Below are 18161 nucleotides of genomic sequence, written 5' to 3' on the forward strand. Positions count from 1 at the left end.
AGACCGTCACCACCGGGTCTGCCGACGGGGATACCCCTGCGGGGGTGCTGTCGAACGGAGCCGGGGAACCACGTTCCCCCGGGGTGAATCGGCGCCGGGTCGGCCGCTCCGCGCGGCCGGTGAGGCGTCGTAGGGCAATCTCTTCCGGCCCGAACCCGTCAGCTCACCCGGTAGGCGGTCGAGGAAGAAGGAGTCCGCCTTCGTGGCGTCCCATCGCCGTCCCAAGCCCGCCGGCCGCGCGCGGGTCTCGATTCTCACTGCCACCGCCGCCGCCGCCGTCGCGCTCTCCGCCCAGGGCGGGGCGCACGCCGACCCCGCGCCGACCAAGGACCAGGTCAAGCAGCAGGTCGACCAGCTCAACGAAGAGGCGGAGATCAAGACCGAGGCGCTGAACGCCTCGGTCGAGAAGCAGCATGACCTGCAGAAGCAGGTCGGCCAGCTGCAGGACCAGCTCGCCCGGCAGCAGGCGCAGGTGACCACCGTCCAGGAGGGCCTGGCCGGGATCGCCGCCGAGCAGTACCGCACCGGCAACATGCCGCAGACCATGCAGCTGATGCTCTCCACCACCCCGGACGCCTTCCTCGGCCAGGCCGGCGCGCTGAACGTGGTCGGCTCCACCCAGGCCGACCTGCTCAAGAGCTTCAAGGACGAGCAGAGCAAGCTCGACGCGCAGCGCAGGGAGGCCGAGACCAAGCTCGCCGAGCTGGACACCACCACCAAGGCCCTGCAGGCCGACAAAGCGGACGTTCAGGCGAAGCTGGCCAAGGCCCAGGACCTGCTCAACACGCTGACCCAGCAGGAGCGCGAGCAGATCGCCGCCGCCGAGGCCAAGGCCGCCGCGGACGCCAAGGCGAAGGCCGAGGCCGCCGCCTCCGGCGCCTCGAAGGAGCGCGCCTCCCGGAGCACCGACCGGGTCGAGCTGGACGCGCCCGCCCCCTCTAGCTTCTCCGGCAACGCGGTCGGCGCGGCCGCCTCCAAGCTGGGCAGCTGGTACGCGTACGGCGCGGCCGGGCCGAGCACCTTCGACTGCTCCGGCCTGATGCAGTGGGCCTACAAGCAGGCCGGCGTGTCGATCCCGCGCACCTCGCAGGCGCAGGCGGGGGCCGGCACCAGCCTGGGCACCAACATCGCCAACGCCCGCCCCGGCGACCTGATCATCTACTACGGCGACCAGCACCACGTCGGGATGTACGTCGGCAACGGGCAGATCATCCACGCCCCGCACACCGGCGCGCAGGTCCGCTACGAGTCGGCGACCGCGATGCCGATCAACAGGATCGTCCGGATCTGACGGCTCCGCGGAGCCCTGCGGCCCGGTGCCCCCACGGGGTGCCGGGCCGCCTCCGTTCGGATGTCCGATTCGCGGCCGAATATTCGGGACTGTCAGGGTTTGGACTGGATCGGTCCGACTCGCTAACCTCTGCCCCCGGGCCCCCGCGAGGACGGCCGCCCGACCGCGGGCGGCGGCGGAGGCCGGTCGCAGAACGGAGCCGTCGCGCGTGTCCGTGCCCCGCCGCACCCCACTGCCCGGCGTCCAGCGCCTCGCCCGGACCCTGGCGCTCACCGCCGCCGCCACCAGCGCGCTCGGCCTGACCGTGGGCGGGGCCGCCGCCGCCCCGCTGAGCCCGGCCGACCCGCCGAGCCGGACCGAGGTCAAGCAGCGGGTCGACCAGCTCTACGAGGAGGCCGAGCAGGCTTCGGAGCAGTACAACGCGGCGCAGGAGCGGCTCAGGGCCCTGCAGGCCGAGGCCGGCACCCTGCAGGACCAGGTCGCCGCCGGGCAGGACGAGCTCAACCGGATGCGCGGCGACCTGGCCGCCGTCGCCGCCGCCCAGTACCGCGCCCAGGGCGTCGACCCGACCGTCCGCCTGATGCTCGACCAGGACCCGGCCGGCTACCTGACCGGCGCCCGCTCGCTCGAACAGGCCACCGCCCGGCAGGGCGACAGCCTGCGCGAGCTGGCCGAGCGGCAGCGCCGGCTGGACGAGCGGCGGCGGGAGGCCGGCGGCAAGCTGGCCGAACTGGAGCAGGCCAGGCAGCGGCTGGCCGCCGCCAAGGAGGACGTCCACGAGCGGCTGACCAGGGCGCAGCGGCTGCTGAACTCGCTGGCCCCCGCCGAGCGGGCCCGGATGGCGGCCGACGACGCCCGGGAGGCCCGGCAGCGCGCCACCCGGGGCACCGACCGGATCGACCTCGGGGACCAGCCGCCGTCCTCCGACCGGGCCGCCACCGCGCTGGCCGCCGCGATCTCCAAGATCGGATCGCCCTACGTCTACGGATCCACCGGCCCGGGTACGTTCGACTGCTCCGGTCTGATGTACTGGTCGTGGCGGCAGGCCGGAGTGACCCTGCCGCGGACCTCGCAGGGGCAGGCCTCGGCCGGCCGGCGGGTGAGCCTCGCCGACGCCCGGCCCGGAGACCTGGTGATCTTCTACAACGACAGGCACCACGTCGGCATGTACGCCGGCGGGGGCGTCGTCGTGCACGCGCCCTACCCGGGCGCCCGGGTCCGCTACGAGAGCGTGGGCGCGATGCCGGTGAACACGGTGGTGCGGGTCTGAGCCTCGTCGACGAACCCCTGGTCACCGACCTGCCGACGGCCGCCGGGCCGCGGCGGGCCGGTGCTCCGCTGTCCCGGCGCGCCGCCCTGCTGCTGGCCGCCGGCGGGGCGCTCCAGCTGTCGCCGCCGCGGGCGGCGCCCGGCCGGCCCGCCGTCGCGGGCGCCGTCGCCGCCGCCGGCCCGGCCCCGGCGCCGTCCGGGGTGCGCGCGGAGGTGGTCCGGCTGCTCGGGCAGCGGGCCCGGGCGGTGGCCGGACGGGACGCCGGGGCGCTGCTGGCGGTCTCCGCGGCCGGAGCCGAGGAGACCGACCGGGACCTGCTGACCCGGACCGCCGCGCTGGCCTTCGCCGCCTACGAGCTGAAGCTCACCGTGTTCGCCGAGCCGCCCGCCGACGCGGACCGGTGCACCGTCGGCGCCGAACTGGCCTACCGGCTCACCGGGGTGGACGACTACCCGGCGCTGCTGGAGCGGCGGATCGAGCTGGTGCGGGAGCCGGCCGGCTGGCGGGTGGCCGCCGAGGCGCCGACCGGCGCGGCCGCGCCCTGGGACCTGGGCACCGTCCGGGTCGCCGAGGGCCGGCACTGCCTGGTGCTCGGCCTCGGCGACCCGGCCGAGCTGGCCGCGCTGGTCGCGCTGGCCGACCGCGCGGTGCCCTCGGTGGCGGAGACCTGGGGCCCGGCCACCTCCCGGCTGCTGCTCGAACTGCCGCTCACCGAGCAGCAGTTCGCCCGCCGGATGGACGTCTCCGCGGAGGCCTACCAGGGCATAGCCGCGGTCACCCTGGCGGTCGGCGGCGCCCCCCTGCACACCCCCGCCGACCGGATCGTGGTCAACCCCGACGCGTACCGGCAGCTCAGCGAGCTCGGCCGCCGGGTGGTGGTCACCCACGAGGCCACCCACGTCGCCACCCGGGCCGACACCAGGGCCTGGACGCCGCTCTGGCTCTCCGAGGGCGTCGCCGACTACACCGGCTACCTCGGCACCGGGCGCACCGCCCGGCAGATCGCCCCCGAGCTGGCCAAGGACGTCCGGGCCGGCCGGGTGCCGGCCGCGCTGCCCGCCGACGCGGCCTTCGCGGCCGGGGCGGCGGGCATCGCCCAGGCCTACGAACTGGCCTGGCTGGCCTGCGACCTGATCGCCCGGACGTACGGGCAGGACCGGCTGGTGGCGCTCTACCGCACCGTCGGGGCGTTCGGCGAGGGCGGCCTCGACCGGGCGATGCGGGCCCAACTGGGGGTCGGCGTGCCGGAGTTCACCAAGGCTTGGACGTCCGAGGTGGCCCGGCTCGGGTAGGGCGGGCCGCTCAGGCCGCCAGGGCCCGCTCCAGGCCCGGCGCGTCCAGGAACGCGGTGTGGGTGCCCGCGACGGTGCAGGTGTACGCCCCCGCGACCGCGCCCGCCCGCATGCACTCCTCGACCGGGCGGCCCGCCAGCCGCCGGTGCAGGAAGCCGGAGACGAAGGCGTCGCCCGCGCCGTTGCTGTCGACGATCGGCGCGCCCGGGTCGACGGTCGGGAAGTGCCGGGGCGCGGTGTCCGCGCGGGTCAGCAGGAAGGCGCCGTCCGCGCCCGCGGTGGCCACCACCAGTTCGGCCCGGCCCCGCTCCAGCACCGCGCGCATCGCCGCCTCCGGGCGGTTGTCCAGGGCGGCGGCGGAGAGGAAGACCACGTCCGAACGGAGGGCGTAGTGCAGGTGGTGCTCGTTGACGCCGTCCCAGGCGTGCAGGTCGGTGGAGCTGGTGCGGCCCAGGCGTTCGACGTCCGGGTACATGTCCCGGTTGATGCCGGTGATCGACAGGTGGACGTGCGCCGAGCGCTCCAGCAGCGGCAGCCAGAACTCGCGCGGCAGCCGGGCGTCCGCCGGGTGCCGGCCGTCGTAGAAGGAGAACCGCCGGCCGTCCCGGTCGACCAGGTTGACGCTGCGCGGGGTGCCGTTGGGGGCGGGCAGGTGGCTGAAGTCCAGGCCGCGGCGGGCGTACTCGGCCAGCACCAGGGCGCCCTGCGGGTCGTCGCCGAGGAAGTCGGCGAACTTGGTGCGCAGGCCCAGCGCGTGGCAGGCCAGCGCCACGCCGTTGCCGGTGTGCGCCGGGTAGTCCAGCACCGGGGGGACGCCGAGCGAGTCGCGGCCCGGCGGGACCTCCAGCCGGTCCACCCGCACGATGGTGTCCACGCCGACGCCACCGGCGATCAGGATGTCGTAGTCGATCATTTCGCGATGGTGGCAGCAGCGGACCCCGCCCTGCAAGGACTTTCAGAAACTTGCAGCGACGGGGTCCGGGGCGGGTCGGTTCAGCCGCGGTCGGCCGGGGTCAGGTCGTCCAGCAGGTCCTGCTCGTAGGCGATGCCCGGACGCACCGGGTACTGCGGGACGACCTGCTCGGCCGGCAGCACCACCGTGGTCAGCGCCTCCCGGCGCCGGGTGGAGCGCCACAGCCGGTACGCCGAGAGCACCGTGGTCACCAGCAGCAGCAGGTTGCGGGCGGTCAGCACCAGCACGCCGCCCAGCTCGCTGCGGTTCACCGCGCCGAACATGACCGGGAACTCCAGCGTGGTCAGCACCGCCGTGACCAGCACCAGCACCGCCACCGGCCGCTGGCTGGTGCCGCGCACCGTCAGGCAGACCGCGGTCAGGCCGACCACCCAGATCATGTACTGCGGGGAGATCACCCGGCTGGTCGTGGTGAAGATCAGCAGCGCGCACAGCGCCGCGTCGAAGGTGGTCGCCGAGGTCCAGCGGGCCGCCCGCAGGCGCCACACCAGCAGCCAGCCGAAGCCCGCCACCGACAGCCCCACCATCACCTTCGAGATCACCGGCACCCACGGCCCCAGGAACTCCACCGAGCCGTAGTTCATCGTCACGGTGCCGTTCCACGACCCCGCGAGCTTCGCGTAGTGCAGCGGCAGCGCGCCCAGCGACTCGATCTCGATGCCGCGCTCCGACTGGAACTTCAGGAACTCGAAGGCGCCGTTCATGCCCGCCGTCAGCAGGAAGCCCAGCGCGGCCGCGCACGCCACCGCCGAGGTCCAGGCCCGCCGGGTCCGCCGCCCGCGCGGCGAACCGATCAGCGCCAGCAGCGGCCACACCTTCACCAGCCCGCCCAGGCCCAGCAGCACCCCGCTGACCGCCGGGCGCCGCAGCATCACCAGCAGGCCCGCGACCGCCAGCGCCGTCACGATGATGTCGTAGCGGCAGTACACCGTCGGCCCGAGCAGCGGCACGCCCGCCACCCAGAACCAGCCGCCCAGGTAGCTGCGGCCCCGGCGCACGCCCGCCCGCATCAGCAGCGCCATCGCGAAGGCGTCCACCACGCCGCAGATCACGTAGAACGACACCAGGTACGACCAGGGCAGCAGCCCCGGCAGCAGGATCACCAGCGCCGCGCCCGGCGGGTACTGCCAGGTCACGTCGTCCAGCGGGAAGGTGCCGGTGCGCAGCACCTCGTACCAGCTGTGGTAGATCACCGAGATGTCGGTGGTCACGTCGGTGTCGGCGATCCGCAGCACGCCCGCGACCATCAGCACGATCAGCGTCCGGGTCGCCACCCAGCCGCCCGCCAGCGCCCACAGCGGGCGGCGGCTCGGTACGGCGGCCTGGGGCGACGGCGCCGACGGCTCCGCGCCACCGGCCTTCTCGGCCTGGGCTGACTCCACTGCGCTCCTTCGGGTCGTCGCGTGCACGCCGGAACACCGGACGGACCGGGGCCCCCGTTGAGAGACCGGTGCTCCGCCCGAACGGTTGCGACGGCGCCCCGACCTTCACCGAACCGTGTCCCACCCGCCCCGGCGGACGGGTGGACCCGCCCCGGTCCCGCTCCGGTCGGCGGTGCGGGCCGCGTTCCCGGAGAACGGGCACGGTGACCTATCGTACGGACCACTCACAGGTACTCCGAGCACCCCCCGACCGAGCGAGCCGCGGCATGCACAAGACCCTCATCGTCACCAACGACTTCCCGCCCAGGCCCGGCGGCATCCAGGCGTTCGTCCACAACATGGCCGTCCGGCAGCCCGCCGGGTCCGTCGTGGTCTACGCCTCCACCTGGAAGGACGGCCGCGAGGTCGCCGAGTTCGACGCCGCGCAGCCCTTCCGGGTGATCCGCGACCGGACCAGGATGATGCTCCCCACGCCCCGGGTGACCCGGCGGGCCGCCGAGATCCTGCGCGCCGAGGGCTGCACCTCGGTCTGGTTCGGCGCCGCCGCCCCGCTCGGCCTGATGGCCCCCGCGCTGCGCCGGGCCGGCGCCGAGCGGCTGCTCGGCATGACCCACGGCCACGAGGCCGCCTGGGCCCAACTGCCGGTCTCCGCACAGCTGCTGCGCCGGATCGGGGCCGGCACCGACGTCCTCACCTACCTGGGCGAGTACACCCGTTCCCGGATCGTCCGCGCGGTCGGACCCGACGCCGCCCGGCGGATGGTGCAACTGCCGCCCGGTGTCGACGAGTCGACCTTCCGGCCGGACTCCGGCGGCGACGAGGTCCGGGCCCGGCTCGGGCTCAGCGAGCGGCCCGTGGTGGTGTGCGTGTCGCGGCTGGTGCCGCGCAAGGGGCAGGACACCCTGGTGCGGGCCCTGCCGCGGGTGCTGGCCGTCCACCCCGACGCGGTGCTGCTGATCGTCGGCGGCGGCCCCTACCGGGCCGAACTGGAGAAGCTCGTCGACACCGTCGGCGTCCGCTCCTCGGTGGTCTTCACCGGCGCCGTCCCCTGGGCCGAACTCCCCGCCCACTACGGCGCCGGCGACGTCTTCGCGATGCCCTGCCGCACCCGGCGCGGCGGCCTGGACGTCGAGGGCCTCGGCATCGTCTACCTGGAGGCCTCCGCGACCGGCCTGCCGGTCGTCGCCGGCGACTCCGGCGGCGCGCCGGACGCCGTCCGCGAGGGCGAGACCGGCTACGTGGTGCCGGGCACCGGCGGCGAACGGCTCCTCGCGGAGCGGCTGGTGCGGCTGCTCGGCGACGAGGGGCTGCGCCGCGAGATGGGCGAGGCCGGCCGGAAGTGGGTGCACGAGGCCTGGCGCTGGGACATGCTCGCGGAGCGGCTGACGGGGCTGCTGCAAGGGCGGTAGGTCCGAGCGGTTCCGCGCGCCCCGTCGGGGCGCGCGCCTACTTGGTGTAGAGGCCCTCGATCTCGGCGGCGAAGTCCTTGAGGACGACGTTGCGCTTGAGCTTGAGGGAGGGCGTGAGGTGGCCGCCGGCCTCGGTGAAGGTGGTGGTGAGGAGGTGGAACTTCTTGACCGCCTCGGCGTGCGAGACGGCCTGGTTGCCGTCGTCGATCGCGGCCTGGACGGCGGCGAGCAGGTCGGGGTCGTCGCGGAGCTGTTCGAGGGTGGCGTCGGCGGGCTTGCCGTGGAGGGCCTTCCAGCGGGGGAGGAACTCGTCGTCGACGGTGACCAGGCAGGCGATGAAGGGCTTGCGGTCGCCGACCACCATGACCTCGCCGATGATCGCGTGGGCGCGGATGCGGTCCTCGATCACGGCCGGGGCGACGTTCTTGCCGCCGGCGGTGACGATGATCTCCTTCTTGCGGCCGGTGATGGTGAGGTAGCCCTCGTCGTCAAGGGTGCCGAGGTCGCCGGTGGCGAACCAGCCGTCCTGGAGGGCGTCGGCGGTGGCGGCGGGGTTGTTCCAGTAGCCGGTGAAGACCTGCGGGCCCTTGAGCAGGACCTCGCCGTCCTCGGCGATCCGGATCGCCGAGCCGGGCAGCGGCTGGCCGACGGTGCCGATCTTCGGCTTGTCGTGCGGGTTGAACGCGGTGGCGGCGCAGGACTCGGTGAGGCCGTAGCCCTCCAGGACGACGAAGCCGATGCCGCGGTAGAAGTGGCCGAGCCGTTCGCCGAGCGGGGCGCCGCCGGAGATGGCGTAGCGGCAGCGGCCGCCGAGGGCGCCCCGGAGCTTGCCGTAGACCAGCCTGTCGAAGACCGCGTGCCGGATCCGCAGGCCGAGCGAGGGCCCGCCGGCGTCCAGGGCGCGGCTGTAGGCGACGGCGGTGTCGGCGGCACGGTCGAAGATCTTCCCCTTGCCGTCGGCCTGGGCCTTGGCGCGGGCGGTGTTGTAGACCTTCTCGAAGACCCGGGGGACGCCGAGGATCAGGGTCGGCTTGAAGGAGCCGAGCTCCTCGGTGACGTTCTTGATGTCGGAGACGTGGCCGAGCCGGACCGGGGCGATGGCGGCGGCGATCTCGGCGATCCGGCCGAGCACGTGGGCGAGCGGCAGGAACAGCAGGACGGAGGACTCGCCGGTGCGGAACAGCTCGGGCATCCGGGCGGTGACGTTGCCCAGCTCGGCGAGGAAGTTGCCGTGGGTGAGCCGACAGCCCTTGGGGCGGCCGGTGGTGCCGGAGGTGTAGACGATGGTGGCGACCGAGTCGGGCCCGGCCAGCCGCCGCCGCTCGGCGATCACCGCGTCGTCGACGCCGGTGCCGGCCTCGGTGAGGGCGGCGACGCCGCCCCGCTCGATCTGCCAGGCGTGCTTCAGCCCCGGCAGTCCGGCGCGCACCTCCTCGACCACGGCGGCGTGCCCGTCGGTCTCGGTGACCACGGCGAGCGAGCCGGAGTCGCCGAGGATCCAGCGGACCTGCTCGGCGGAGGAGGTCTCGTACACCGGGACGGTGATCGCGCCGGCCGTCCAGATCGCGAAGTCGAGCAGCGTCCACTCGTAGCGGGTGCGGGACATCACGGCGACCCGGTCGCCCGGGCCGACGCCGGAGGCGACCAGGCCCTTGGCGACGGCGTGCACCTCGGCGAGGAACTGGGCGGCGGTGAGGTCCTGCCACTGCCCGGCGGACTTGCGGCTGAGCACAGCGACGCCCGGGTGCCGCTCCGCGTTCTGGTGGACCAGGTCGGCGAGGTTGCCGTCGCTCGGTACCTGGTAGCGGGCCGGAAGGCTGAACTCGTCGAGCAAGACTGCTCCTCGTCTGCGACGCTGCGGGACGACTGGACGTTACTGCCGGGTAGGCACGTTCGACCAGAGGGGTCGGCCCGGGTGTTCCGATCGTCACACCGCAGGTCGGAAGAGCGGGCGGACCGAATCGAACCCTACGGCAGTGCGGAGGTGACCCGCCGGTAGGTGCCCGCGCGGGAAACGCGCGGGCCGGCCCGCGATAGCCTCTGCTGGGCGCACAGCAGCACAGGGAGATCGCGGAGGCCGCAATGGCGGAGCACACCAGGTCGAGCATTGTCATCGACGCCACCCCGGCCGAGGTCATGGCGGTGATCGCCGACTTCGCCGCCTACCCGCAGTGGACCGGCGAGGTCAAGGAGATCGACGTCCTGGAGACCGGCCCCGACGGCCGCGCCGCCAAGGTGCGGCTGCTGCTCGACGCCGGCGCGATCCGCGACGAGCACACCCTCGCCTACACCTGGGACGGCGACCGCGAGGTCGCCTGGACCCTGGTCAGCAGCCAGATGCTGCGCGCCCTGGACGGCTCCTACGCGCTCGCGCCCGCCGGGAAGGGCACCGAGGTCACCTACCAGCTGGCCGTGGACGTCAAGATCCCGATGCTCGGCATGATCAAGCGCAAGGCCGAGAAGGTCATCATCGACCGGGCCCTGGCCGGCCTGAAGAAGCGCGTCGAGGGCTGACCCGGCTCGTGGCCACCCGCACCGTACTGGTCAGCGGCCCGGAATCCGGCCGGATCGCCGCCGCCACCGCCCTGCACCACGCCCGGCGGGGCAGCGACACCCTGCTGCTGGCCGCCGACGACCCGCACCGCGCCGTCGACGACCTGCTCGGCGTCCGGCTCGGCCCCGAGGCCGTCGCCCTCGAACCCCGGCTGACCGCCGCCCGGATCGACGAGCGGGCCGCCTTCCGGGCCGCCCTCGACGGCTACCGCGACCGGCTCGCGCCCGCGCTCGACCTGCTCGGCGCCCAGCCGCTCGACCCCGAGGAACTCGCCCCGCTGCCCGGCACCCGCGCCCTCGCCCTGCTGCGCGCGCTGCCCCGGGCCAAGGCCGAGGTGCTGGTGGTCGCCGCCCCGCCGCCCGCCGAACTGGTCGCCACCCTCGCGCTCCCCGCCCAGCTGGAGCGCTACCTCGCCCGGCTGCTGCCCGAGCAGCGCCAGGCCGCCCGCGCGCTGCGCCCGCTGCTGGCGGGCCTGGCCGGCGTCCCGATGCCCACCGACCGGCTGTTCGAGGCCCGGGCCGCCGCCTCCGCCGCGCTCGCCGAGGCCGCCGCCGCGATCACCGCCCCCGGCACCACCGTCCGCCTCGTGGTGGACGCCGCCCGCCCCGCGCCGCGCGCGCTGGCCCGGATCCGGGCCGGACTCGCCCTGCACGGCCTCCCGCTGGACGCCGTCGTCGCGCACGGCGCGCTGCCCGCCGCCGCGGCCGCCTCGCCGGACCCCTGGCTGGCCGCCGCGGCCGCCCGGCAGGACGAACAACTCGCCGCCCTCGCCGAACAGCTGGGCGAGGTGCCGGTGCTGCTCGCCCGGCAGCCGGACGGCGGCCTGGAGGAACTCGCCGACCGGCTCCACGCCGGGGGCGCCCCGCGCCCGCCCGCGCCCGCCGACCCCCGGGTCGAGGACCGGCTGGCCGCCGAGGACCTGCTGGTCTGGCACCTCCCGCTGCCCGGCGCCGACCGCGGCGAGCTCGAACTGCTGCGCCGCGGCGACGAACTGGTGGTGGGCGTCGGAGGTTACCGGCGGGTCCTGGCACTCCCGTCCGCGCTGCGCCGTTGCACGGTCAGCGGGGCCGGACTCGCGGACGGCGTGCTGTCGGTGCGGTTCACGCCCGACCCCGCGCTGTGGCCGCGTGGCTAGTGGGAGCCCGGCGGGGACCGGACCGGACGAGAGGAGTGGCGCGGTGAGCACGGAACAGCAGGACCGGCACGAACAGCAGGAACAGCAGGGCCGGCAGGAACAGCAGGGCCAGGAGCACGGCGGCGCGGGGGAGTTCGCGCCGCTGGTGGAGGAAGTCCGCAGGTTCGCCGCCGCGTTGGGCGGCAAGGCGGTGGAGGTCGGCGGCCGGCTGCGCGAGTCCAACCCCGAGGTGTACGGCCACCTCGCGGCCGCCGGCGGGGAGTTGCTGGCCGCCTACCGGGCCGCCGTCGCCGGGCACGAGCGGCGCTGGTCCGCGCCCCAACACGCCGAGGCCGAACGGGTGGACCTGGACGAGGCCCCCGAGGCCTCCGACAAGTAGTTAATCCGGTCGCGCGTGCATGTCACGCTGCGCCCACAACCGATCACCGAACGGCACCGTTGGTATGACTTCTGAAGGCACCATGACCAACTGGTCTGGAATTGCCTTCGAATAATGTACGCCGGACTGTATACGTGGGTACCCCTCAGCGGGTACGGTTCCGCTGAGCGGGAACGAGTGAATAGCTGAGGGACACATGGCTCTGACCATCGGCGTGGACGTCGGCGGTACCAAGATCGCAGCAGGCGTCGTCGACGAGTCCGGCGAGATTCTGGCCAAGACCCGGGTGCCCACCCCGGCCGACCCCCAGTGGGCGGTCGATGCCATCGCCCAGGGCGTACGGGAGTTGAAGGAGCAGTACCCGGACGTCTCCGCCGTCGGCGTCGGCGCCCCCGGCTTCGTCGACCGGGACCGCTCCACCGTCCTGATGGCGCCCAACATCGCCTGGGAGAACGAGCCCCTCAAGCAGCGCGTCGAGGAGCTCACCGGCCTGCCGACCGTGGTCGAGAACGACGCCAACTGCGCCGCCTGGGCCGAGTTCCGGTTCGGCGCCGCCGCCGCGTACGAGGACATGGTCCTGATCACCGTCGGAACCGGCATCGGCGGCGGCATCGTCCTCGACGGCCGCCTGCACCGGGGCCGCTTCGGCGTGGCCGGCGAGATCGGCCACCTGAACATGGTCCCGGACGGCCTGGACTGCGGCTGCGGCGGCCACGGCTGCTGGGAGCAGTACGGCTCCGGCCGGGCGCTGCGCCGCTACGGCCGCGAGCGGGCCGCCGCCGACCCGATCGCCGGCAAGCGGATGCTCGAACTCAACGACGGCGTCGCCGAGACCATCCGCGGCATCCACATCACCGAGGCCGCCGAGGAGGGCGACCCGCTGGCGCTGTCCTGCTACGCGGAGCTCGCCGACTGGCTCGGCCGCGGCATGGCCGACCTGGCCGCGCTGTTCGACCCGGCCGTCTTCGTCCTCGGCGGCGGCGTCTCCGACTCCGGCCACCTGCTGCTCGACCCGGTCGCGGCCGGCTTCGCCAAGTACCTGACCGGCGGCCCGGCCCGGCCCCGCGCCAACGTGGTGCTGGCGTCGATGGGTTCGGCCGCCGGCATCGCCGGCGCGGCCGACCTGGCCCGGATCTGACGCACCGGCGGTGCGCCGCGGCGGGGCCGCGGTGGGGACGGCAACTCGCCGTCCCCACCGCGGCCTTCCCGCGTTCCGGCCCGCCGCGCGCGGGCGCGCCCGCTACCGGCGCCTGTTACTGTCGGTCAGATGACGGACACTGAGGTCGGGCTGGCGCCGTCCGGGGCGGAGCCGGACGGCGCGCGGCGGGTGCGGGTGCTGAGCTACAACGTGCGGTCGCTGCGCGACGACCGGGCCGCGCTGGCCCGGGTGATCCGGGCCTGCGCGCCGGACGTGGTCTGCGTGCAGGAGTCACCGCGCTACTGGAAGACCGAGAAGGCGGCGGCCTGGCTGGCGCACCGGACCGGCCTGGTGATCCTGGCCGGCGGCGGCCGGGTCGCCGCCGGGCCGCTGCTGCTGGGCAACCTGCGGGTGGACGTGCTGGAACTGCGCGACGTGCTGCTGCCGAAGACTCGCGGCCTGCACGCCCGCGGCTTCGCGAGCGCGCTGCTGCGGATCGGCGGGAGCCGCCCGTTCTCGGTGACCAGCTGCCACCTGAGCCTCGAACCGGCCGAGCGGCTACGGCAGTTCGACCTGCTGCGGGGCCAACTGCGGCCGGGCGAGCCGGGGGTGATCGCCGGTGACTTCAACGAGGCGCCGGACGGGCCGGGTTGGCGCTCGCTCGCGGCCGAGCTGACCGACGCGCACGCCCGGGCGCCCTGGGGCGGGACGTACACCTCGGTGCCGAAGGAGCCCTACCAGCGGATCGACGGGGTGTTCGCCACCCCGGACGTCGAGGTGCTGGGCTGCGGGGTGCCGTACCCGCTGCCGGGCGTCTCGGAGGCGGACCTGCGGGCGGCCACCGACCACCTGCCGGTGCTGGCCGCGCTGCGGATCCCGGCGCCGTAGCGCCACCGGCCGGGCGCCGCGGCGCCCCCGGGCCCGGGGCGGGGCGGTCGGCCCCGGGTGCGGCGCGCTGCGGTGCGGGCGGTCAGACGACGGCGCCGCCGGTCGGGTCCTCCGGCTCGTCCTCGTCGCGGTCCTTCATCCGGGCGACCAGGGTGCCGAAACCGCCGAGGAAGGACAGCAGGCCGACCCAGGCGGGCCAGCCGGAGACCTCGTGCCAGACCACGGCGTCGAACAGCAGCAGCGCCGGGCCGCCAAGCACGGCCAGCCAGGCGAACTTGGTGGTGGTGTCGGCGGACGGCAGCGGCGGCGGCTCCGGCGGGACGAAGTGGTCCTCGTCCGGGTCCTCGGCGGGCGTGTAGTCGCGCGGGCCGTCACCCGGGCGCGGGACCGGGCGCGGGGTGAAGTCGCCCAGGCCGCCGTTGGTGGTGGTCGGCGCGGTCGGGCCGCGCCGACCGCGCTCGCCGCCGGAGCCGGCACCCGGGCCGGCGCCGCGGCCGTCGCGCTCGTTCTGCGCGCGCACGTTCTCGACCTCGGGCCAGGCCGGGTCGGTCAGGTCGACCGGGTCGTCGAACTGGGCGACCAGCGCGGCGAAGATCGCGTCCTGTTCGGCCTGGCTGCCCGCGGCGGGACGGCGCGGCGCAGGCTCGGCGGCGGCCGGCGCGGCCGCTTCGACCGGGTCGGCGCCCCGGGCCGCCTGGGCGTCGTCCTCGCGGGGCAGGTCCTCGTCGTCGTTCGCCTTGCTGGTCTCGTTCACGTTCGGCCTTTCAGCCCGAGTGGTGGGTCCCGGCATCGACCGCCGCTGCCGGGGCCAGTCGCCGGACGAAGTCGAGGCTCGCCTCGAAGATCAGACCGGCGTCGTGGTCCAGCGTGGCCACGTGGAAGCTGCGGTCGAGCAGCAGCTCCGTCACATCGGTCGAGGATATCCGGGCGAGCACCATGGCCGAGTTGCGCGGCGAGACGACGTGGTCCTGCGGACTGTGCATCAGCAGAACCGGCTGGGTCACCGACGGCATTCCCGCCCGGGCCTCCTTCCACAGCCGGGCCAGCGACCAGGCGGCGTGCAGCGGCACCCGGTCGTAGCCGACCTCGGCCGCGCCCGGCAGGGCGATGTCACCGGCCACGCCGGACAGCGACGGGACCAGGTGGCGCAGCACCGGAAGAAGCACCGTCGCGGGGTTGTCGGAACGCACCGAGGGGTTGACGAGCACCAGTCCGGAGACCCGGTCGCCGTGCTTCGCCGCCAGCCGCAGGGCCAGCGACCCGCCCATCGACAGCGCGCAGACGAAGACCTGCCCGCACTCGGCCGCCAGCTCCTCGAACGCGGCCTCCGCGGTCGCGTACCAGTCCTCCCAGCGGGTCGGCTGGAGGTCCTGCCAGCGGGTGCCGTGGCCCGGCAGCAGCGGGGCGGAGACCGTCAGGCCGGCATCGGCCAGGTGCTCGGCCCAGGGGCGCACGGACTGCGGGGAACCGGTGAAACCGTGGACCAGCAGCACACCGACCGGACCGCCCGCGCGGCGGAACGGCTCGGCACCCGGCAACAGCGGCATGCGTGGACTCCTGGGAGGTGCGGGCGGGGTGAGGGTGCCTCCGATCGTCCCACGGGCGGGATGCCCCGTACAGGGGCCCGGTGCGGGGACGGACGGTTCGCCGGTGCACCGGGCGGGAGGCCGGGGCATTAGGATCGTCCGGTCCGCACCACAGGAGGCCCCGGTTGTTCTACCGACTGATGAAGATGATCGTCGCCCCGCTGCTGCGGATCTTCTTCCGGCCGTGGATGGAGGGCGAGGAGAACATTCCGGACGAGGGTCCGGCCATCCTCGCCAGCAACCACTTGTCGTTCTCCGACTCGTTCTTCCTGCCGGCGCTGCTCAAGCGCCGGGTGACCTTCATCGCGAAGGCCGAGTACTTCACCACCCCCGGCATCAAAGGCCGGCTCACCGCCGCGTTCTTCAAGGGCGTCGGCCAGCTGCCGGTGGACCGCTCGGGCGCCCGGGGCGCCGGCGAGGCGGCGATCCGCAGCGGCATCGCGGTGGTCGAGCGCGGCGAGATCTTCGGCGTCTACCCGGAGGGCACCCGCTCGCCCGACGGCAAGCTGTACCGCGGCAAGGTCGGCGGCCTGGCCCGGGTCGCGCTGGCCACCGGCGCCCCGGTCATCCCGGTCGCGATGATCGACACCGAGAAGGTGCAGCCGCCCGGCCAGGTGGTCCCCAACTTCGGCGTCCGGCCCGGCATCCGGATCGGCCGCCCGCTCGACTTCTCCCGCTACCAGGGCATGGAGAACGACCGCTTCATCCTGCGCTCGGTCACCGACGAGGTGATGTACGAGATCATGCGGCTGTCCGGCCAGGAGTACGTCGACATCTACGCGACCGCCGCCAAGCGGCAGCTCGCCGAGGAGAAGAAGGCCGCGGACGCCGACCGCAAGGCCCAGCAGAAGGCCGACGCGGCGAAGGCGGCGGACGAGAAGGCGGCCGACGAGAAGGCGCCGGACGCGCCGCACGGGAAGGACGCCGGGGCCTGACCCGGCACCCGGCCGGCACAGGGGGGATCGGGCTGGTGGAGGAGCACGCAACGGCCGTCGCGCGGCGCCGCACGCCGGTGCCCGCGGCGCCGGCCGGGGTGGCGGCGGCCGTGGCCGCCGGCGGGATGTCGGTGGAGCTGCCGCTGTGGCGCGCCATGGGGTACTTCCGGGTGCTCGCGCTCGGCTACGCGGTGCTGCGCTACTTCACCTCGTTCCACCAGTTCCTGCACCCGGTCTCCGGCTGGATCTTCCTGGGCGCGCTGAGCCTGTGGACGCTGGCCTCCACCCGGGCGTTCGCCGGGCCCGCGCGCTGCACCTGGCCGGTGCTCGGCACCGACCTGGCGTTCGCGGTGACCGGCATCGTGATGAGCGGGGTGATCGACACCCCGGCCCGGATCCACGCCGGCGCGCCGACCCTGCCGACCATCTGGGCGGCCGGCACCGTGCTGGGCTTCGCCGGCAAGGGCGGCTGGCGGGCCGCCGCGTTCGCCGGCGCGGTGATCGGCACCGCCAACATCCTGGGCCACGGCGGGGTCAGCCCCGACAACCTGCACAACATCGTGCTGCTGCTGCTCGCGGGCTGCGCCATCGGCTACGTCATCGAACTGGCCCGCGCCAGCGAGGCGGTGCTCACCCGGGCGCTCCAGGTGGAGGCCGCCACCCGGGAGCGCGAACGCCTCTCCCGGGACATCCACGACGGCGTGCTGCAGGTGCTCGCCCTGGTCCACCGGCAGCAGGGCGACGCCGCCGAGCTCGGCCGGCTGGCCGGCGAGCAGGAGCGCGCGCTGCGGGCCCTGATGGCCGGCGGACGGCCCACCGGGCCGGACGGGGACGGGCCGGACGGCGAACAGGACCTGCGTCCGCTGCTCTCCGGGCACGCCGACGAGCGGATCACCGTCGCCGCGCCCGCCACGCCCGTCCTGCTGCCCGCCGCCGCCGCGTCCGAACTGGCCGCCGCGGTCGCCGCCGCGCTCGACAACGTCCGGCGGCACGCGGGCGACGGCGCCAGGGCGTGGATCCTGGTCGAGGACGAGCCCGACGCGGTCACCGTCTCGGTGCGCGACGACGGCCCCGGCTTCCCGGCCGGGCGCCTCGCCGAGGCGCAGCGGGACGGCCGGCTCGGGGTCGCGCAGTCGATCCGCGGCCGGATGCTCGACCTCGGCGGCAGCGCCGAGCTGTACTCGGTGCCCGGGGAGGGCGTCGAGGTGGAACTGCGGTGGCCGAGGAGGGGACGTGACGACTGATCAGCCGGTGCGCGTGATGGTGGTGGACGACCACCCCATGTGGCGCGACGGGGTGGCCCGGGACCTGGCCGAGGCCGGGTTCGCGGTGGTCGCCACCGCCGGGGACGGCGAGGAGGCGGTGCGCCGGGCCCGGGCCAGCACCCCGCAGGTGGTGGTCCTCGACCTCAACCTGCCCTCGCTGTCCGGCGCCGAGGTGTGCCGCCAGGTGGTCGCCGCCGACCCGGCGGTGCGGGTGCTGGTGCTGTCCGCCAGCGGTGAGCACGCCGACGTGCTGGAGGCCGTGAAGTCCGGCGCCACCGGCTACCTGGTGAAGTCGGCCGGCCGCGAGGAACTCCTCGACGCGGTGCGCCGCACCGCCGTCGGCGACCCGGTCTTCACCCCCGGCCTGGCCGGCCTGGTCCTCGGCGAGTTCCGCCGCCTGGCCAGCGAACCCGGCACCCCCGCCGAGCCCGCCGCCCCGCAGCTCACCCCGCGCGAGACCGAGGTGCTGCGGCTGGTCGCCAAGGGCCTGTCCTACCGCCAGATCGCCGACCGCCTGGTGCTCTCGCACCGCACCGTGCAGAACCACGTCCAGAACACCCTGGGCAAGCTCCAGCTGCACAACCGGGTCGAACTCGTCCGGTACGCGATCGAGCAGGGCCTGGACGAGGAACTGGGCCGGGGCGAGTAGCGCCCCGCACCGGGC

Annotated in this window: 17 protein-coding genes and 1 riboswitch; of the genes, 12 read left to right on the top strand and 5 right to left on the bottom strand. The window is 74.9% G+C overall.

The window, feature by feature from the left end; genetic code table 11:
• The first annotated feature begins 35 nt into the window (after positions 1–35).
• Positions 36–192, top strand: a riboswitch (cyclic di-AMP (ydaO/yuaA leader).
• A gap of 10 nt (positions 193–202) precedes the next feature.
• From ACZ3J7_RS02190 to ACZ3J7_RS02200, 3 genes are all read left to right on the top strand, one after another.
• On the top strand, positions 203–1291 hold the full coding sequence (locus ACZ3J7_RS02190; RefSeq protein WP_465615924.1) for a C40 family peptidase: 1089 nt from the start codon (positions 203–205) through the stop codon (positions 1289–1291).
• A 208-nt stretch (positions 1292–1499) separates the two neighbouring features.
• Entirely contained in the window at positions 1500–2561 is a 1062-nt protein-coding gene (locus ACZ3J7_RS02195; protein ID WP_465615926.1) for a C40 family peptidase, read from the top strand.
• Between the two features lie 200 nt (positions 2562–2761).
• Entirely contained in the window at positions 2762–3853 is a 1092-nt protein-coding gene (locus tag ACZ3J7_RS02200) for a gluzincin family metallopeptidase (protein ID WP_465615928.1), read from the top strand.
• Positions 3854–3863: 10 nt separating this feature from the next.
• Here ACZ3J7_RS02200 and ACZ3J7_RS02205 read toward each other — a convergent pair whose 3' ends face one another.
• Together ACZ3J7_RS02205 and ACZ3J7_RS02210 are read right to left on the bottom strand one after the other, a co-directional pair.
• Complete coding sequence (locus tag ACZ3J7_RS02205) at positions 3864–4766, bottom strand: carbohydrate kinase family protein (protein ID WP_465615930.1); 903 nt, start codon at positions 4764–4766, stop codon at positions 3864–3866.
• 80 nt (positions 4767–4846) lie between these two features.
• The gene (locus ACZ3J7_RS02210; protein WP_465615932.1) at positions 4847–6208 is read right to left on the bottom strand and encodes a glycosyltransferase 87 family protein; all 1362 of its coding nucleotides are present in this window, start codon (positions 6206–6208) and stop codon (positions 4847–4849) included.
• A 266-nt stretch (positions 6209–6474) separates the two neighbouring features.
• On the opposite strand from ACZ3J7_RS02210, the gene ACZ3J7_RS02215 reads away from it, so the two are divergent.
• Entirely contained in the window at positions 6475–7617 is a 1143-nt protein-coding gene (locus ACZ3J7_RS02215) for a glycosyltransferase family 4 protein (RefSeq protein WP_465615934.1), read from the top strand.
• 37 nt (positions 7618–7654) lie between these two features.
• Here the strand turns inward: ACZ3J7_RS02215 and ACZ3J7_RS02220 are convergent, their stop codons facing one another.
• Positions 7655–9451, bottom strand: a complete 1797-nt coding sequence (locus tag ACZ3J7_RS02220) for an AMP-dependent synthetase/ligase (RefSeq protein WP_465615936.1) — start codon at positions 9449–9451, stop codon at positions 7655–7657.
• Between the two features lie 248 nt (positions 9452–9699).
• On the opposite strand from ACZ3J7_RS02220, the gene ACZ3J7_RS02225 reads away from it, so the two are divergent.
• The 5 genes from ACZ3J7_RS02225 (at position 9700) to ACZ3J7_RS02245 (ending at position 13711) form a co-directional block, all read left to right on the top strand.
• Positions 9700–10131 (top strand): SRPBCC family protein, encoded by a 432-nt coding sequence (locus tag ACZ3J7_RS02225; RefSeq protein ID WP_465615937.1) that lies wholly within the window; start codon positions 9700–9702, stop codon positions 10129–10131.
• A gap of 8 nt (positions 10132–10139) precedes the next feature.
• A complete protein-coding gene (locus tag ACZ3J7_RS02230; RefSeq protein WP_465615939.1) occupies positions 10140–11306 on the top strand; it encodes an ArsA family ATPase in 1167 nt (388 codons plus the stop codon).
• A gap of 43 nt (positions 11307–11349) precedes the next feature.
• A complete protein-coding gene (locus ACZ3J7_RS02235) occupies positions 11350–11685 on the top strand; it encodes a DUF5304 family protein (protein ID WP_465615941.1) in 336 nt (111 codons plus the stop codon).
• 196 nt (positions 11686–11881) lie between these two features.
• Positions 11882–12823, top strand: coding sequence for an ROK family glucokinase (locus ACZ3J7_RS02240; protein ID WP_465615943.1), 942 nt, complete (start codon positions 11882–11884; stop codon positions 12821–12823).
• 129 nt (positions 12824–12952) lie between these two features.
• Entirely contained in the window at positions 12953–13711 is a 759-nt protein-coding gene (locus ACZ3J7_RS02245; protein WP_465615944.1) for an endonuclease/exonuclease/phosphatase family protein, read from the top strand.
• Between the two features lie 82 nt (positions 13712–13793).
• Here ACZ3J7_RS02245 and ACZ3J7_RS02250 read toward each other — a convergent pair whose 3' ends face one another.
• Both ACZ3J7_RS02250 and ACZ3J7_RS02255 read right to left on the bottom strand, forming a co-directional pair.
• Entirely contained in the window at positions 13794–14465 is a 672-nt protein-coding gene (locus tag ACZ3J7_RS02250; protein ID WP_465615946.1) for a hypothetical protein, read from the bottom strand.
• 10 nt (positions 14466–14475) lie between these two features.
• A complete protein-coding gene (locus tag ACZ3J7_RS02255) occupies positions 14476–15258 on the bottom strand; it encodes an alpha/beta hydrolase (RefSeq protein ID WP_465615948.1) in 783 nt (260 codons plus the stop codon).
• A 179-nt stretch (positions 15259–15437) separates the two neighbouring features.
• On the opposite strand from ACZ3J7_RS02255, the gene ACZ3J7_RS02260 reads away from it, so the two are divergent.
• The 3 genes from ACZ3J7_RS02260 (at position 15438) to ACZ3J7_RS02270 (ending at position 18146) form a co-directional block, all read left to right on the top strand.
• Entirely contained in the window at positions 15438–16232 is a 795-nt protein-coding gene (locus ACZ3J7_RS02260; protein ID WP_465616548.1) for a lysophospholipid acyltransferase family protein, read from the top strand.
• A gap of 125 nt (positions 16233–16357) precedes the next feature.
• On the top strand, positions 16358–17476 hold the full coding sequence (gene macS / locus ACZ3J7_RS02265) for a MacS family sensor histidine kinase (RefSeq protein WP_465616550.1): 1119 nt from the start codon (positions 16358–16360) through the stop codon (positions 17474–17476).
• A gap of 16 nt (positions 17477–17492) precedes the next feature.
• Complete coding sequence (locus ACZ3J7_RS02270; protein ID WP_465616552.1) at positions 17493–18146, top strand: response regulator; 654 nt, start codon at positions 17493–17495, stop codon at positions 18144–18146.
• The last annotated feature ends 15 nt before the right edge of the window (positions 18147–18161 follow it).

This window comes from Kitasatospora sp. NPDC015121 (assembly GCF_055562955.1).

Coding starts and splice junctions, on each gene's coding strand:
- ACZ3J7_RS02270 (WP_465616552.1), top strand. CDS start 17,493: ATGGTGGTGGACGACCACCCCATGTGGCGCGACGGGGTGGCCCGGGAC.
- ACZ3J7_RS02240 (WP_465615943.1), top strand. CDS start 11,882: ATGGCTCTGACCATCGGCGTGGACGTCGGCGGTACCAAGATCGCAGCA.
- ACZ3J7_RS02225 (WP_465615937.1), top strand. CDS start 9,700: ATGGCGGAGCACACCAGGTCGAGCATTGTCATCGACGCCACCCCGGCC.
- macS (WP_465616550.1), top strand. CDS start 16,358: ATGTCGGTGGAGCTGCCGCTGTGGCGCGCCATGGGGTACTTCCGGGTG.
- ACZ3J7_RS02260 (WP_465616548.1), top strand. CDS start 15,438: ATGAAGATGATCGTCGCCCCGCTGCTGCGGATCTTCTTCCGGCCGTGG.
- ACZ3J7_RS02205 (WP_465615930.1), bottom strand. CDS start 4,766: ATGATCGACTACGACATCCTGATCGCCGGTGGCGTCGGCGTGGACACC.
- ACZ3J7_RS02215 (WP_465615934.1), top strand. CDS start 6,475: ATGCACAAGACCCTCATCGTCACCAACGACTTCCCGCCCAGGCCCGGC.
- ACZ3J7_RS02245 (WP_465615944.1), top strand. CDS start 12,953: ATGACGGACACTGAGGTCGGGCTGGCGCCGTCCGGGGCGGAGCCGGAC.
- ACZ3J7_RS02255 (WP_465615948.1), bottom strand. CDS start 15,258: ATGCCGCTGTTGCCGGGTGCCGAGCCGTTCCGCCGCGCGGGCGGTCCG.